This window comes from Trichocoleus sp. ST-U2 (assembly GCF_039961875.1).
Lineage (GTDB): Bacteria > Cyanobacteriota > Cyanobacteriia > Cyanobacteriales > FACHB-T130 > FACHB-T130.
The window spans coordinates 103,464-119,473 of sequence record NZ_JAMPJY010000006.1 but is presented as its reverse complement, the minus strand read 5'-3'; the positions used below and the strand labels follow the sequence as shown (position 1 = coordinate 119,473).

The window sequence follows — 16,010 nt, the reverse complement described above, 5'->3', positions numbered from 1 at the left end:
CTTCCTTCCAAGATACCCTCACTTCAGCGATCGCCTATCATTCAGCCAATTTTCAATTTTCAACCGCAGATGGCTATCCGTTTCAGTCGGATTCACCAATTAAAGTAAAAGCCGCCCAGTCTCTAGGGTCGGGGTGGTGTTTCATGGTTGTTAGCATCGCTTGCCGCAATGCTTGGGAGCGATCGGGGTTGAGCTGGAGATTTTTATAAAACTCGGTCATTAAAGAGGCTGTTGGTGCATCGGGAACCGACCACAAAGAGACAATGACACTCGGAATACCCGCACTAATAAATGAACGTGATAAGCCAATCACGCCATCCCCGGTAATTTTGCCTCGTCCAGTGTCGCAAGCACTCAAAACGACTAATTCTGCATTGAGCTTCAGGTTTAAGATTTCAGCAGCCGTGAGCAAACCCTCATCTGAACCGGATGGAGCCAAAGCGATCGCACTGTTCAATCCCTGGATATCATCAAATATCCCATGTGTTGCCAGATGGATAAGTCGGGCAGAAGGCAATGCTTGCGCGATCGCTGCTTTAGTCGCTTGCTTCCCGGTAATTGCTTGAGTCTTGAGCAGTTTAGCAATCTCTTTAGCTTCCTGTTCCGCCCCCGATAAGTTCGATAACTGCTCAGCGGGTTCTCCCGGTTTCAGCACCACCTTAGGCATTGTAGGATTGCCGACTATCAACGCATTCTTGCTAGAAAAAGTCCGTGTATCCCCCAAAACCCGTTTTGTGCGCTGATGGGTTAAATCCAGCATTTGAATTGAGGGAGCCGTCAGAATGGTATGTTTTTCTATCAGGTATTTGCCAGAAGCATCTTGGAGAGCTGGAAATGGCGCGAGGAACAGCGCATCTTGTGGGATAAAAATCACGCGAGCATTTGGATCAACAGGTAGCTCTTCCGCAATGGGTTCAATCACCAGTTGATGGAGTTGCTGTAATCGTTTGGTCGGGCTTTCTTCCTCTATCAGTTCCGCTACAATACCGCCACCACGCCCCCTTACCCCTATAGATTCACGGGTGTTAGCAACAAGGTCTTGTAGAGAAAGATTCTGTTTCTGCCACAGGGGTTTGAGGTCAGATGTCCGAAACGTCACTTCACCTGTAGGCTTGATAACCCAAATATAGAGTTCTGATTCCTTTGTTTGTTCTTTACCTTGAACTTTGAAACTATCGTAAATAATCGAATATTCAACAAGAATTGCATTTTGTTCCTTGGCAATTTTTTTAATCAGTTCAATATTGGGCGGAGTAATGCTAAATTGCTCGTTCGGGTTAGGAGATAATCGAGAAGCCAGTAATTCCACAAAAGCCCGCGCTCTGCCCCGTTCGGCAATTTCCAGTGCTTCATTAGTTTTGTTCTGAACAATTAAAACTTCTTGCAGTAGGCGGTAAGTCCGAGCTTGCCTTTCAAAGATTGACACTTTATTAGCATCATCTAATTTAATTCGGAGATTTTCCCAAATCTCAACTGACTTACGTAGGTTTTGTTCTGCTTCTGTGACCTTGCCAGCTTGACGCAGAGCATTAGCAAGATTATTCAAAGCATTGGCTTCGCCTTCCTTGTCTTCCTGTTGCCGTGCTTTTTCTAAACTTGAGGAGTGTAGAGCGATCGCCTTTGCCGTGTCGCCAAGATTTAAGTAAGTATTTCCCAAACCTGTCAGGGCTTCAATTGGGTTAAATTCTTCTACTTCTTTATAATATTGAAGAGCTTTGTTATAGTCACCCAAAAACTGATAAATTCTTGCCAAATAGACTTTATCTTCTGCCACGCCAGAACTGTTTTTCTCTGCTTGGTCGATGGCTAATGCTTGCAAATAATCCTTAATTGCCTCGTCAGATTTACCTTGGGAGTTGTAAGCATTGCCTCTACCTCTGATAACTTCTGCTTTGCTTTGTTGGTCTTGGTTCTGCTCTAAGATTTTTAAGGCATCGTTGTAATACTGAATTGCTTTGTTATAGTCAGCTAAGGAATTATAAACACTGCCCAGATTTGAGAGATTTTTAACCTGGATTTTGAGGTAATTAAATTCTTTAGCGATTTCCGATGCCTGGGAGTAGGATGCGATCGCATTGGTATAGTCACTCAGGCAATAATAAGCATTGCCCAATTTTTCCAGCATTAAACTTTCATTTTCGTGGTCTGCGATTTCCCGATAGATTTTTAATGCTGTTTGCCAAGGCTGAAACGCTGCTGAACAATTGGGGGCGTAGAATTCTAAGTCTCGCAGTCTATCTGCTTCTAATTGTGGAGTCGTAGCAATTTTTAATAGCGGCTCCAAAATGGCAATTTGCTTGCCAGACAAGTTCCATATACGGGCAGTACCATCATCGGATGCGGTAACAATCAGCTTGCTATCAGGGTTAAAGTTGGCACTATTGACCCTATCTAAATGCCCTTTGAGTTCAACAAACAGCTTATCTTCTGTGTCCCATATACGGGCAGTAGCATCAAGATGCGTGGTGATTATAAACTTTCCATCCGGGCTGAAACTACTAGTCCCCCTGATAGAAGTTTCATACCCTTGAAGTTCTTTTAGTAACTTCCCTGAAGTATCCCATACTCGGGTAATACCATCAGTAGATGCAGTGACAATTAGTTGACCATCCGGGCTAAAGTTAGCATTGATAACGATGCCTTGAGCTGCTTTAAGTTCTGCTAACAGGTTGCCTGAGATATCCCACACACGAGCAGTGGCGTCATAAGAAGCAGTAACAATCAGCTTGCTGTTCGGGCTAAAGCTAGCACTTGTGACGTAATCTTGATGCCCTTGAAGTTCTGCTAGCAGCTTACCTGAGGTATCCCATACGCGAGCCGTTTTGTCATCAGATGCGGTGACAATCAGCTTACCGTCTGGACTAAATCTGGCACTGTTGACTCTGCCTTGATGCCCTTTTAGTTCAACGAACAACTCACCAGAAGTATTCCACACACGAGCTGTTCTGTCCAAAGAGGCAGTGACAATCAACTTTCCGTTTGGACTGAAACTAGCGCTATGGACTATGCTATTGTGAGCTAGAAATTGGGTGAGCAACTTACCTGATTTATCCCAGAGACGGACGATGCCGTTTTTATATGCACTGACAATCAACTTTCCGTCAGAGCTAAAGCTGGCATTGTTGACTTGGTTATTCTGATATGAAAACTCAGTCAGCACCTGACCTGACGTATCCCAAAGATTGGCAATGCCGTCATCAGATGCCGTAACAATCCGTTTCCCGTCCGAACTAAAGCTGGCGCTCCAGACTGGGCGATTATGCCTAGTAAGTTCTGCCAATAACTTACCCGACAAATCCCACACACGAGCAGTACCATCAAAAGATGCGGTGACAATACGTTGTCCATCTGGGCTGAAACGTGTCTTCCATACTTGTTTCTGATGCCCTTTGAGTTCTGCTAGCAACTTGCCAGAAATATTCCACACATGGGCAGTGCCGTCAAACGATGCAGTGACAATATGCCGTCCATCCGAGCTGAAATTAGCGCTGACAACATAGTTATGAGCTTGGAGTACTGTTAATAGTTTCCCAGAAACGTCCCATACACGAGCGGTACCATCACCGGATATCGTAATAATACGTTGACTATCTGGGCTAAAACTAGCACTTGAGAAAAGTCCAACAAAACGGTTACTGCTTACAAGAGTTTGGCTTCCTTGCAGTATCGCCAGTAGCTTCCCAGAAGCATCCCATAACCGAGTAGTACCATCCAAAGATGCAGTAACAATCAGCTTTCCGTCTGGACTAAAAGTAGCACTGTTGACAGCATCTTTATGGCCTTGGAGTAGGGTTAGTAATTTGCCAGACACATCCCATACACCAGCAGTACCATCATAAGAAGCAGTGACTACCCGCTTACCGTCTGGACTAAAATTGGCAGTTTGGACATTCTTATAATGACCTTGCAGTACAGCAAGCAGATTACCAGAAGCGCTCCAAATACGAGCAGTGCCGTCTGAAGAAGCGGTGACAATCTGTTGACCATTTGGGCTGAAATTAGCATCTTGAACAGTATCGTTATGACCTGTGAGTATTGATAGCAACTTGCCAGAGGTCTGCCATACACGAGCAATACCGTCACTTTCTACGGCAACCATCCGTTGTCCATCTGGACTGAAATTTGCAAAAAAGGAAATGGGCTTGGAAAAGCTGCGCCGAGGTTTCGCTTTATGTAAAGAAGGGGTTTGAAACAATCTCAGCAGTGATAGCTTTTTGCTAGATACATTCCACACACGAGCCGTACCTTCAGCAGATGCAGTAATAATATATTGTCCATCTGGGCTAAAACTAGAATCATTGACAGAAAACTTATGCCCTTGGAGTGCAGCTAGCAATTTGCCAGAAACGTCCCATACACGAGCAGTACTATCAACGGAGGCGGTGACGATACGCTGTCCATCTGGACTGAAACTAGCTTTCCAGACTTTTGCCTCATGCCCTTGGAGTACAGCTAGCAACTTGCCTGATACATCCCACACGCGGACAGTATAGTCATCAGATGCAGTAGCAATCAATTTTCCATCCGGGCTAAAACTGGCACTGTTAACAGAACTCTGATGCCCTTGGAGTACAGCTATCAACTTGCCCGATACATCCCACACGCGGGCGGTGAAGTCCCAAGAGATTGTCACAATTAATTTGCCATTCGGGCTAAAACTGGCACTTGTGAGATTATCCCGATGCCCTTGGAGTACAGCTAGCAACTTGCCCGATACATCCCACACGCGGGCAGTCTCATCCCAGGATGTAGTGACAATCAGTTTTCCATCCGGACTAAAACTAGCACTAGTGACATCTCTGTTATGTCCTTTAAGTTCAGTTACCAGTTTGCCGGACAAGTTCCACACACGAGCTGTTTTATCATCAGATGCGGTAACAATCAACTTACTATCTGGACTAAAACTGGCAGTTCTAACATCATCCTGATGACCTTTAAGTTCGGCTAGCAATTTGCCCGAAGTATTCCACACACGCGCTGTTTTATCATCAGATACAGTAACAATCAGTTTTCCATCTGGGCTAAAAATAGCACTGGTGACATTGCCCTGATGTCCTTTGAGTTCAGTTATCTGCTTACCGGACAAGTCCCAGACCCTAGCGGTGTCATCTTCAGATGCAGTAACAATCAGCTTACCATCAGAGCTAAAACTCCCACTCCTGAGAGTGCCTTGATGCCCTTGCAACTCAGTTAGCAAATTACTACTCGTATCCCACACTCGCGCCCTACTATCACTAGACGCCGTAACAATCAACTTGCCATCCCGGCTCCAACTGCCGGTGTTAACACTTCCCTCATGTCCTTGCTGCATGGCAAGCAACTTACCCGATACATCCCAGACACGGGCGGTTCTATCCAGAGACGTGGTAACAATTCGCTGTCCATCCGGGCTAAAACTAGCACTGTACACACTATCCCGATGCCCTTTAAGTTCCGCCAACGGCTTACCAGACAAATCCCACACTCGTGCCGTTTTGTCATCCGATGCGGTAACAATCCGCTTTCCATCGGGGCTAAAGCTGGCACTCCAGACTGTGTCAGTATGCCCTTGTAGAGACGCGATTAATCGCGTCTCTGCGCCAGACGCATCCCAGACACGGGCAGTTTTGTCAGCAGATGCGGTGACTAGACGTTTGCCATCTGGACTAAAACTCGCACTGTAGACACTGCCTGAATGTCCTTTGATTTGCAGCAGTAACTTGCCCGAAGTGTCCCACACGCGAGCAGTTTTGTCAGCACCTGCGGTGACGATACGCTCTCCATCGGGACTAAAACTGGCACTATAAACATACCCTTGATGTCCAGTCAGTTCTACTAGCTGTTTGCCCGACAAATCCCACACACGGGCAGTCCCGTCAAACGATGCGGTGACAATGCGCTGTCCATCAGGACTAAAACTGGCACTCCTGACACTCGCTGAATGCCCCCACAGTTCCACTATCTGCTTGCCAGAAGTATCCCACACCCTCGCGGTGCCGTCAGTTCCTGCGGTGACAATCAACTTCCCATCTGGACTAAAATTGGCGCTGTTGACACTTCCTTCATGCCCTTTGAGTTGAGCTTCTTGTGCGAAGTAATCAATAAAACTGTCCGATACAGCAGGTTTGGCTGCGGGATTTTGGTTTAGTTTCTGGTCATTGGGCGTTTGCGCGATCGCCTTCATATCGAATATGACTGGAAAATAGACAGGCAAGGGGGTTGAGACACCGAAGGCGAACCAGGGGAGAAAAAATAGACCAATTCTTGGGAGACGCATAAATCTCAATGAGGGCAGCGCGATCGCGATTATCTACTGGAATACTTATCTCTCACAATTTGGCACTTATGTAATTCGATCTATAGTTTTTTGCCAGAAACTGGGTTTCTCGAAGAATTGCTCCTGCAAACTGGATTGGGAAGGAAGCGATCGCCCTCTTCTCAACCAAATCTGGCGCTAGACTGGACAGTGTTACCAAGAGTCCAACCCTATGCAGTATCCAGATAAAGCCCTTACTTATCCAACTAGCCAAAAAGTCGATCAAGTTGATGACTATCACGGAACAAAGGTATCTGATCCTTACCGTTGGCTAGAAGATCCGGACTCGCATGAAACCAAAGCTTGGGTTGAGGCTCAAAATCAAGTTACTTTTAGCTATTTAAATGAAATTCCGGTTCGGGAAAAAATTAAGCAACGGCTAACCGAACTGTGGGACTACGAAAAATACAGTCTTCCGTTTAAAGAAGGCGATCGCTACTTCTATTTCAAAAACGACGGCTTGCAAAATCAAAGCGTTCTCTATACATTAACGTCCCTGGATGGCGAGCCAAAAGTTTTGCTAGATCCCAACAAACTTTCAGAAGATGGCACTATTGCTTTGTCGGGGATTTCGATTAGCGAAGATGGGAATTTGATGGCGTATGGTTTATCCACCTCTGGTTCAGATTGGCAAGAATGGAAGGTACGCGATGTTGAGACGGGCGAAGACCTTTCCGATCATCTCAAGTGGATTAAATTCTCTGGCGCGTCTTGGACGAAAGACAACCAAGGTTTTTTCTATAGCCGCTACGATGAACCGACCAAAACAAGCAAATTAGAAGATATTAACTACTATCAAAAACTTTTCTACCACCGACTGGGTAAGCCACAATCTGAGGATATCCTCGTCTACGATCGCCCTGACCAAAAAGAATGGGGTTTCAGCGGTGGCGTCACCGAGGATGGGCATTACCTAATTATTAGCGTGTGGCGAGGAAGCGATCCTAAGAATTTGGTGTTTTATAAGGATTTAACCAATCCAGATGCGCCCGTGATTGAGCTAATTAGCGAGTTTGAGGCTAGCTATAGTTTTATCGACAATGATGGCTCAATCTTCTGGTTTCGCACTGACTTAGATGCGCCTCGCGGTCGCGCGATCGCAATTGATACCTTCAATCTTCCCTCCTCTCCAGTAAGTAAGGAGGAATGGCAAGAAATCATCCCGCAGGCGGAAGAAGTCCTCGAAGGCGTGGGTCTACTCAATAATCAGTTTGTGACTGAATATCTAAAAGATGCCCGGACTCAGATTAAAATCTTTGAGCTGAACGGCTCCTTTGTGCGGGAAGTTGAGTTACCGGGAATTGGTTCGGCTGGAGGTTTTGGCGGTAAACGCTACGATACGGAAACTTTCTATAGCTTCACCAGTTTTACCACACCTGCCACTATTTACCGCTACGACATGGTTAGTGGTGAAAGTACAATTTTTCGTCAACCGAAAGTTGATTTCAACCCTGATGATTACAAGACAAAGCAGATATTTTATCGCAGCAAAGATGGCACCCATCTGCCCATGTTTATCACCTACAAAAAAGGGCTGCAACTAGATGGAAGTAACCCTACTTATCTCTATGGCTACGGCGGTTTTAACGTCTCCCTGACGCCTAGTTTCTCGGTTGGCAATCTGGTGTGGATGGAGATGGGCGGGGTCTATGCTGTCCCCAATTTGCGCGGCGGCGGCGAGTATGGAGAGGAGTGGCACCAGGGCGGCACGAAGCTAAATAAGCAAAATGTCTTTGATGATTTCATCGCGGCGGCGGAGTGGCTAATTGCTAACGGCTATACAACCCCGGAAAAACTTGCTATCGGCGGCGGCAGTAATGGGGGATTGTTGGTGGGTGCGTGTATGACTCAGCGCCCGGATTTATTCGGTGCGGCGTTGCCAGCGGTGGGAGTGATGGATATGCTGCGCTTCCATAAATTCACGATTGGCTGGGCTTGGACTTCGGATTATGGTTCTCCGGAAAACCCGGAGGAGTTCAACGCGCTTTATGCCTATTCGCCGCTGCACAACCTCAAACCTGGGACCTCTTATCCAGCCACGATGATTACAACAGCGGATCATGACGATCGGGTGGTGCCTGCCCACAGTTTCAAGTTTGCTGCCGCTTTGCAAGCAGCTCATACAGGTGTTGCACCCGTATTAATTAGAATTGAGACTAAAGCGGGACATGGGGCTGGGAAGCCAACGACTAAGATTATTGAGGAAGTTGCGGATCGGTGGGCTTTCCTGGTGCGGGAGGTGTTCGCGTAGCGGCGCGGATGCGCGAGAGCGATCGCTCAACTCAAATCGATTGCTATCTCACTCAATCATCAGTCATTATCTGCCTGGTTTGAAGAGCAAATCCAAGGAGCAATCCCCTATCAAACATCGCCAAAAAAGATAAGTTCCATGAATCTAAAATCAGCCCAGCGTTATCAGCAATCGGCGGTCATCCCCTATCGCATCAAAAACGGAAAAATCGAAGTTTTGTTGATCACTTCCTCAACAGGAAAACGCTGGGTGATTCCTAAAGGAATGATTGAGCCGTTTATGACCCCGCAAACTTCGGCAGCCAAAGAAGCCTGGGAAGAGGCGGGAATCATCGGTCAGGTGCTACCGACTTTGATGGGGACTTACGAGTATCAAAAAGGGGGAGGCACCTGCCAGGTTGAGGTATTTTTAATGCAGGTGAAAACGGTGCTGGAAGTTTGGCCCGAAGCTAGCTTTAGAAAGCGACAGTGGGTGAGTGTGAAACAAGCGGTTAAGCGCGTTGAGGAAGCCGAACTCAAACGCATTTTCATGACTTTCGCCGATACCTTATTCACTCTACAATCACCTCTCGAATAGCCTGAATCGTTGATGGGGCTAAGGTGTAGGTATTTTTCAGGAATCTTTGAAAATCGCGGCTTCTGCTAAAACTGAGTAGAGCGATCGCTCTTGTTGATGCACGCGATCGCTCTACTCCCATCGCTCAATATTTAGTCGCTAGACGAGAAGTAAGCGAAGTTATGCCAGATCGAAAACAACCCAATGGTTGCCGTAAAATGCTGCGGCGCACTTTTTTATTTTTAGTAGGTTTGGCACTTGCTCAATTTTTAACCGAATTCTTCTCAATTCCCCAAAACCGCTCCAATTTTGCTAGTCTCGTTCGTCAGTTATGGGAGAAAGCGATCGCTTTCTGGGAGTCTCAAAACGGAGTCGCTCAAAACCCTTTACCTAGCAGTACGCCAACACCAATAAGCAGCGTTTCTCCTGAGCCTTTACCTTCGCCAACTCCAAAAACCAGCGCCACGCCTAAACCATCTCAACCGTCCTCCAAAACCAAAGTAAATCCCGCTGTTGCCAAGGGAAAACCCGTGCAAGTTACCCAAAAAACAGTGGCTGGGGTGTCTTTTTATCAAACCACGATTGACCTCTCTGACCCAGAAACTTTCATCACTCTGGGCTTAGCAAATAATGCGACTTATGCCAACGGGCCAACGGTGAGCAATGGTGATGAACCTTTTGCCAAGTTGGTAGCGCGTCAGAAGGCTGCTGTGGTAGCCAATGGCACCTTTTTTGATAAAAGTAACCAGAAGTGGGTGATGGGTAACATGGTGGCGGCTGGCAGGTTTCTTAAATACAGCCGCTGGGAAAATTATGGGACTACCTTGGGGATTAAAGCAGGTAATCAATTAGAAATGATTACCGCCCGAACAGAAGGACAGCCGAATTGGGATCAACACTGGTTTTCAATTACTTGCGGACCAAGACTGATTAAACAAGGAAAAATTTCTATCTCGCCGCAATCAGAAGGCTTTGCCGATCCTCATGTTCTCGGTGTAGGATATCGGACTGCGATTGGGTTTCCAGCGAATCGAAAACAGTTATTTTTAATTTCTTTTCTTGCTAGTCTATCTTTACAACAAGAAGCCAACATTATGAAAGCGATTGGCTGTATTGAAGCAATGAATTTGGATGGTGGTGCTTCAGAAGCTTTAGCCCATAATGGAAGAATTTTACTTCCCGCAGGACGGAACCTGACGAATGTAATTGTTGTTTATGACACTAATTATCCTGCTCCTTCAGCTTTGAAAACATCTTGGCAACGCTTTCAAGCAGGCGATCGCCCCTCGATTCCTTTATAGCCGTCCCAAATGATTCGTGAAGGAGAGATTACCCGACTTCTCCAGGAAGTCGGGGATCTGAAGCACTAGCATCTCACCCCTAAAATAGGATTGCTTTATCAGCTTCCTCTTTAGATTTATCTTTTGAACAGCGTTAAGCATTCGCAGAGAGAAAAGGAATACTCTCAGCAAGCGGATCGTTAACACTTATCCCTTGTTTACTTGCCCAATACTCACTTAAAAAGTGAATTTGTCTCAAGCCAACGATTAGATTTAAACCTGGTACAAAAATCCACCAGACAACCAGTGGTTCTTTCATTCCAGCTTCGCTGTAGAGTTCGTTTACAGTTTTATAGAGTCTGAACTGCACAATGTAAATCCAGGCAATTCCCAGCAAGGAAAACCAACCAAACCCGCCAGGGACATCAGGATCGAATATACGCAACAATTGGGGAACTGCTACCCCCAAAACAAAAGGCGCTAAGCATAAAGTTCCTGACCAACCATAACCTTTGTAGCGACGTAATTCTTCTTGGATTATCCACTTATACCAACCGTAATACAGCATCAGGGTAATAATCGATAAAAGAATCACTTGCCAGAGGGGACGGGGTTTTCCTAGAGGCTCGCTAGACATATTGACGGCTGAAGTGCTAAAGTTTTGCTCTATTATTTATATTTATTAATATACAGTAAACACTTCGCTAACGCCGCATCTAATCTCACCCGTTTGTTCCACTTATCTGCAACCCTTTGGGCAATCCATAGAGAGTCTTTTTGGTTTGATCTAACCTGCTGCTACTTTTTATTAGCAGTTCATTCTCTAATTGGCGCTTATTATCAGCTTTGATTAAAGCATCCATCGCTTCATAATATAAATCATTATCGTAAGCAATCAATATCAAATCTGCTCCGGCATTCAGCGCCTTGACGGTAGCATTTCTCAAACCATCTTGACTGTTGTAAACTGCATACATACAAAAATCGTCAGTAATTAAAACCCCATTTTGTTGCCAATCATTTCTAATTATGCTAATTACTTTCTGGGAAAAGGAGACGGGATGTTCAGCATCTACCGCCATCAATTTAGCATGACCCAACATTGTAAAAGCCTGAGAATTACTCATTAATGTCCGGAAGGGTACCCAATCATCCTGCGCTAATTCATTCACAGAAGTATGCAATTCTGCACTTTCAAGATGGGTGTCGGTCTCTACTCTTCCCAATCCCGGAAAATGCTTAATCGTACATCTAACCCCATTTGCTTCTAACGTCTGACAATATAACAAAGCAAATTTTTCAACAACTTCCTTATCAGACGAAATAGCTCGCTTATAAATCTTAGAAAATTTATCGTTTGGATTTATCACTCCTTTGTTTAAATCCAACACAGGGGCAAAATTTAGATTAATTCCAATTGTAGATAGCTCACTTGCCTGAGTTTTGGCATACTTGATGACTTTCTCTTTTGCTTGTTCTATATTTGCAGACTCAGAAATAACTTTTGATAATTGAGGTAATCGGGTTAGAGGGGGAGATAATCGAGAGACTACACCCCCTTCTTGATCGGTCGCTATCCATAAAGGAGATAAACCTTGACTGCGGCGAATCTCCTGCAAAGCACTAATTTCTTGCTTGATATCTTCTTGGGTTTTATTTCTAATATTTCTAGTTGTGAAAAATATACCGCCTATGGCTTTTTTAGAAACTAGCTTCTTTACTTCATTTAAGTCTCGGTAGCCAATAATAAAGTGCTGACCCAGCTTTTCTATTTGGGATGGGTTGGCGTGGAATACACTTTGTTTTAGTAAATTGAATCTTATTTCAACTGTTAAAACTGTAAAAAGACTTAGGCAAGCAATCACTAGGATTGTTTTATTCAGGAATTTTTTTTTAAGATTCGAGGGAGTAAAGGCTTTGATTTCAGTAAAAATCAAAGCCAAATTGATTGCGATTAAACCTAAAAATAAATAAAACTTTATGCTTGGGAGGAAAGGCGCTCTTAAATTAAAGGCAAGGAATAGAAGTGCGATCGCTAAAAATACTTTAAGTATTTTAAGTAAATTAACCATTTAAACAGAAAAGAAAAACTAGACATAGTTTGACGATTATTTATCTTGATTGAGCGATCGCTCAATCAGTTCCCGAATCGCTTGGGCGGTGGCGGGTGCGAGTAAAACGCCGTTGCGATAATGACCTGTGGCGAGAAGAACATTGCTGTAACCGGGCAGAAGACCGATAACAGGGGCGGGGCGTCCTTCGGGGCGGGGACGCAATCCCGACCAAGTTTTAAGGATTGTGGCTTGGGCTAGGCTGGGGCAAAACGCGATCGCTTGCGCCATGACTGCATCCAGATGGGCGGCATTTGCCACTATCTCATCCCCATTATGGGGAAACTCCACCGTCGCACCAACCCAGTATTCTGTGTCCGTTACAGGCACAATGTGGACATCATTGCCTGTAATTGTCGGCTGGAAATCTGCACGCCCCATTGGCTGCGCTAGGCGCAAGTGCAACGCTTGTCCCAATACCGGGCGGATATCAATCGGTTGTTTTAAAGACGCTGTGAGTGGGGTGGAACCAAGCCCCGCTGCCACAATTAACCAATCAACATCAACTTGCCCTGCGGTTGTTTGAATGTGGCGAATGTCCGTATTTGTTGCTTCCTCTTCTAAAACGGTGACGCCAAATTTAAAGGTAACGCCGTTGCGTTGGGCAGCATCAACCAGCGCTAAAGTCAGAGCAACCGGGTCGAGTTGCCGATCTTGGGGAGAATAAATCGCGCCGATTATCTCATGACTCAACTGAGGACAGCGAGACTGGAGTTGGGCGGCGTCCCAAATTTCCAGGTGCCAGCCTTGAGTGTGGCGAATTTCTACCAGTTTTTCCCAACGAGGTAAATCTTCACCGGCAAAGCAGAGCATCAGAATTCCCTGGCGGTTGAAGGGGAGCTGACGGTTTAAAAGCGCTTCTAGCTCTGGAATCAGGGTTTCATAGCGCTGGATGCTAGCCTGCCGCATTTTCCAGGCATTGCCCTTAATTTTGTGACTGATCGCGCCCATCAAGACGCCCAATGCAGCGCCAGTGGCGGCTTGTGCGGGTGGTTGCTTGTCCAAGACTGTAATTGTTAGCCCTGGAATTAGACTGAGTTCATAAGCGATCGCAGCCCCAACAACGCCGCATCCAATAATTACAACCTGACTCATCTGAGAGCGCATCAGAAAGAGCGCATGAGAAATGGGTAATCGGTAACGGGGTAATCGGTAATGACGATCAGCCCTGAATTCTGAGTCAGTAGCAACGAACTCATGACAAATGACCCAGGACTAATAACTTTTTCCCAATTACCCCTTAATTGGCTATGCCTTCGGAATCAAGTTCATAAAGGCGTCGAACTCTTGCAATACAGAGCGGAAGTTTGTCACCGCTTGCTGATAATCCGCCTCTTTCGCAGCCTGATCGATTCTGACCAGATCGCTGAACAAATCTTTTGCTGCTTGACGCGCCGCCTGTTTGTCCTTAGGAGCCAAGCTATCCGCCACACGGTTCATATTCCGTCGCAAATCTCCTAGTGGCCCGTGAATAAATGTACCCACATCTACCCATCGCCGTTGTTGGATGAAGGTTTGCAATGTGTTAAGGCGATCGCGCTGTTCTTGAATTCCCGGAAGCGATTGCTGAATCTGCTCAATCTGAGCCGCCGTGTAAGTAGGAGCCGATTTCGTTGCCGCAGTTGCACTACCGCAACTAATCATAAATGTGGCTACCACTGCCAAAATTAAACCCAAAATAGACCGATAACGTGCCATCATGCTATTTTTTGAAACCATGAATCAAATTTCCCCTGTTATTTTAGAGAAAAATCGGGAAAACGCGAGAGGAGAAGAGAAAAAGAGATGATATCACCCATTATCCAATTGCCTGACGACGCAGAAACCCTTGAATCGCATCGCTGACTTTGTCCGACCAATGGTCTTGAGGATAATGCCCGACTTCTTCCATCTTCATGATTTCTGCCCTCTGGATGGAACTCGCCAGCTGTTGCGCTTGAGTGAAGGGAAGCCAGGGGTCTTTCATCCCCCAGGCAATTAAAGTTGGCTGCGTCCAGCTTTGAAAACCGGATTCTATTTCTGCCATCGACTGCTGAAGCTGGAGATTCCGCACGGTGTACAGGAGACTTCGCCCCGCATCCGAACTTTTGAGGTAGGGACGGCGGTAAACGTCTAAATCCTTATCTGGGATGACGTAACGGCTACCACCTTCTAAGGTTCTGTCCACCAAGAGCGGGTCTTGCGTCATCATATCGCCGACAAAAGGCAGACCCAGTTGTTGAATCTTCCAAGGCAGCTTGGCAGTCGTTGCCACAGGTGTATTGAGGATAACCAAGCGCTCGATTTTGTCTGGATGACGCAGGGCGTACTGGAGTCCCACAGAACCCAAAAATCCCTGAACAACCAGATAGAATCGCTCGATTTCCAGGTGTTGGATGAATTCTGCTAGTGCGTTGATGAAGGTATCGGGTGTATACGCAAAGTCCCGCCGCTCTGGTTTCGCCGAGAAGCCAAAACCAATCCAGTCAGGCGCGATCGCTCTATACCCTTTCTCTGCTAATCCGGGCATTACCCCGCTCCAGCTATAACTCTGCGACGGCAACCCGTGCAGCAGCAGAACTGGCAGGTTATCACTTCTACCAATCGGATTCTCTTCCCGGTAAAACCATTCCAAGGAACCGATCTTGATTAATTGCTCATTGGTTGACACTATCTTTGCCTGCACATCTCCCGGTTGCTTGAGCTTACCGCAAAAGCGGGAATCTCCGGCAAAGCAAGTCAAGTTTTAATTTTAGTATTCTGGTTAAAATTGCATCTACAATTCCGCTGTTGAAATATTAGAATTTCAAGGATTTCATGATAATTTAGCAATTTTTTCTGGTATATTATTAGGAGTTTATATTTATTTTTTACTCAATTCTTTATAATGGAAATTTAAGGGCAAGTTCAAAAAACGCACATATTTCCATTATTTGAATATACCTTAAAAAATAGCACTTGTATAGTATCCAGATTTACCATTCTTATCGCGTCAATGAATAAACTTAAAGAAGGATGCTCTACCAAGTTGCGAAATAGAGAACATCCTGTTATATTTAAACGCCAAAACAACTGAAAACGCGCAAGTTTAGGGGAACCCAAGCGAAGTGAATGCAGCTGAACAGGCCACAAACATACAAGTCGCTAGTAAGATTGCTGCTGTTGTCAATCTCTACAAATCTGAGTTTCCTGATGCAAAAGCAGATTTAAAACCTTGGGCAAACGACCCGGATACTAGAGAGTTAGTCGATCCGGATTCAATTGATATCGGCTTCCATTTTCCTGGCAGAAGTCGCTTATTTCAAAGCCGCAGCATCTTGGTACAGATTCGTTTTTACGAAGACCCCGTGACTGGGATTCGCCGTGCTATCGGTGTCGAATTAGCAGGTTTTGACCATAAAGGCAAACAGTGGCTACTCTCGACCGTAGAGGAGTGGCAGTTTGTCGGGGAATCCCAGCCAGTGCCTGAAGTAGGGGAAAAGCTGAAGCACTTTTGTCGGCAAATATTTGAACTGTTCAACAGCGAAGAAATCGCTTAA

10 protein-coding genes are annotated in these 16,010 nt (G+C 45.6%); 4 read left to right on the top strand and 6 right to left on the bottom strand.

All coding sequences use genetic code 11. The features are described from left to right. Positions 1-82: 82 nt before the first annotated feature. Positions 83-6,256: a CHAT domain-containing protein gene (locus NC996_RS05875; protein WP_199303210.1), complete on the bottom strand. Its 6,174-nt coding sequence runs from the start codon at positions 6,254-6,256 to the stop codon at positions 83-85. Between the two features lie 211 nt (positions 6,257-6,467). On the opposite strand from NC996_RS05875, the gene NC996_RS05870 reads away from it, so the two are divergent. The 3 genes from NC996_RS05870 (at position 6,468) to NC996_RS05860 (ending at position 10,402) form a co-directional block, all read left to right on the top strand. Next, positions 6,468-8,546 carry a prolyl oligopeptidase family serine peptidase gene (locus NC996_RS05870; RefSeq protein ID WP_190687632.1) on the top strand — a complete coding sequence of 693 codons (2,079 nt, stop codon included), beginning with the start codon at positions 6,468-6,470 and terminating at the stop codon, positions 8,544-8,546. Positions 8,547-8,684: 138 nt separating this feature from the next. Then, positions 8,685-9,122 (top strand): NUDIX hydrolase, encoded by a 438-nt coding sequence (locus NC996_RS05865; RefSeq protein WP_190667546.1) that lies wholly within the window; start codon positions 8,685-8,687, stop codon positions 9,120-9,122. A gap of 161 nt (positions 9,123-9,283) precedes the next feature. After that, positions 9,284-10,402, top strand: a complete 1,119-nt coding sequence (locus NC996_RS05860) for a phosphodiester glycosidase family protein (protein ID WP_190437269.1) — start codon at positions 9,284-9,286, stop codon at positions 10,400-10,402. 133 nt (positions 10,403-10,535) lie between these two features. On the opposite strand, the gene NC996_RS05855 is transcribed toward NC996_RS05860, so the two are convergent. The 5 genes from NC996_RS05855 to NC996_RS05835 all read right to left on the bottom strand — a co-directional run bounded on the left by NC996_RS05855 (position 10,536) and on the right by NC996_RS05835 (position 15,142). Next, positions 10,536-11,018, bottom strand: a complete 483-nt coding sequence (locus tag NC996_RS05855) for a hypothetical protein (protein WP_190687630.1) — start codon at positions 11,016-11,018, stop codon at positions 10,536-10,538. Between the two features lie 85 nt (positions 11,019-11,103). After that, the gene (locus tag NC996_RS05850; RefSeq protein WP_190687627.1) at positions 11,104-12,453 is read right to left on the bottom strand and encodes a glycoside hydrolase family 3 protein; all 1,350 of its coding nucleotides are present in this window, start codon (positions 12,451-12,453) and stop codon (positions 11,104-11,106) included. A gap of 36 nt (positions 12,454-12,489) precedes the next feature. After that, a complete protein-coding gene (locus NC996_RS05845; protein ID WP_190687623.1) occupies positions 12,490-13,587 on the bottom strand; it encodes an FAD-dependent oxidoreductase in 1,098 nt (365 codons plus the stop codon). 153 nt (positions 13,588-13,740) lie between these two features. Then, a complete protein-coding gene (gene psbQ, locus NC996_RS05840) occupies positions 13,741-14,211 on the bottom strand; it encodes a photosystem II protein PsbQ (protein ID WP_242029085.1) in 471 nt (156 codons plus the stop codon). Positions 14,212-14,290: 79 nt separating this feature from the next. Next, positions 14,291-15,142, bottom strand: coding sequence for an alpha/beta fold hydrolase (locus NC996_RS05835; protein ID WP_190529229.1), 852 nt, complete (start codon positions 15,140-15,142; stop codon positions 14,291-14,293). Between the two features lie 436 nt (positions 15,143-15,578). Between NC996_RS05835 and NC996_RS05830 the strand changes: the two genes are divergently transcribed. Further along, positions 15,579-16,010, top strand: coding sequence for a hypothetical protein (locus NC996_RS05830; RefSeq protein ID WP_190687620.1), 432 nt, complete (start codon positions 15,579-15,581; stop codon positions 16,008-16,010).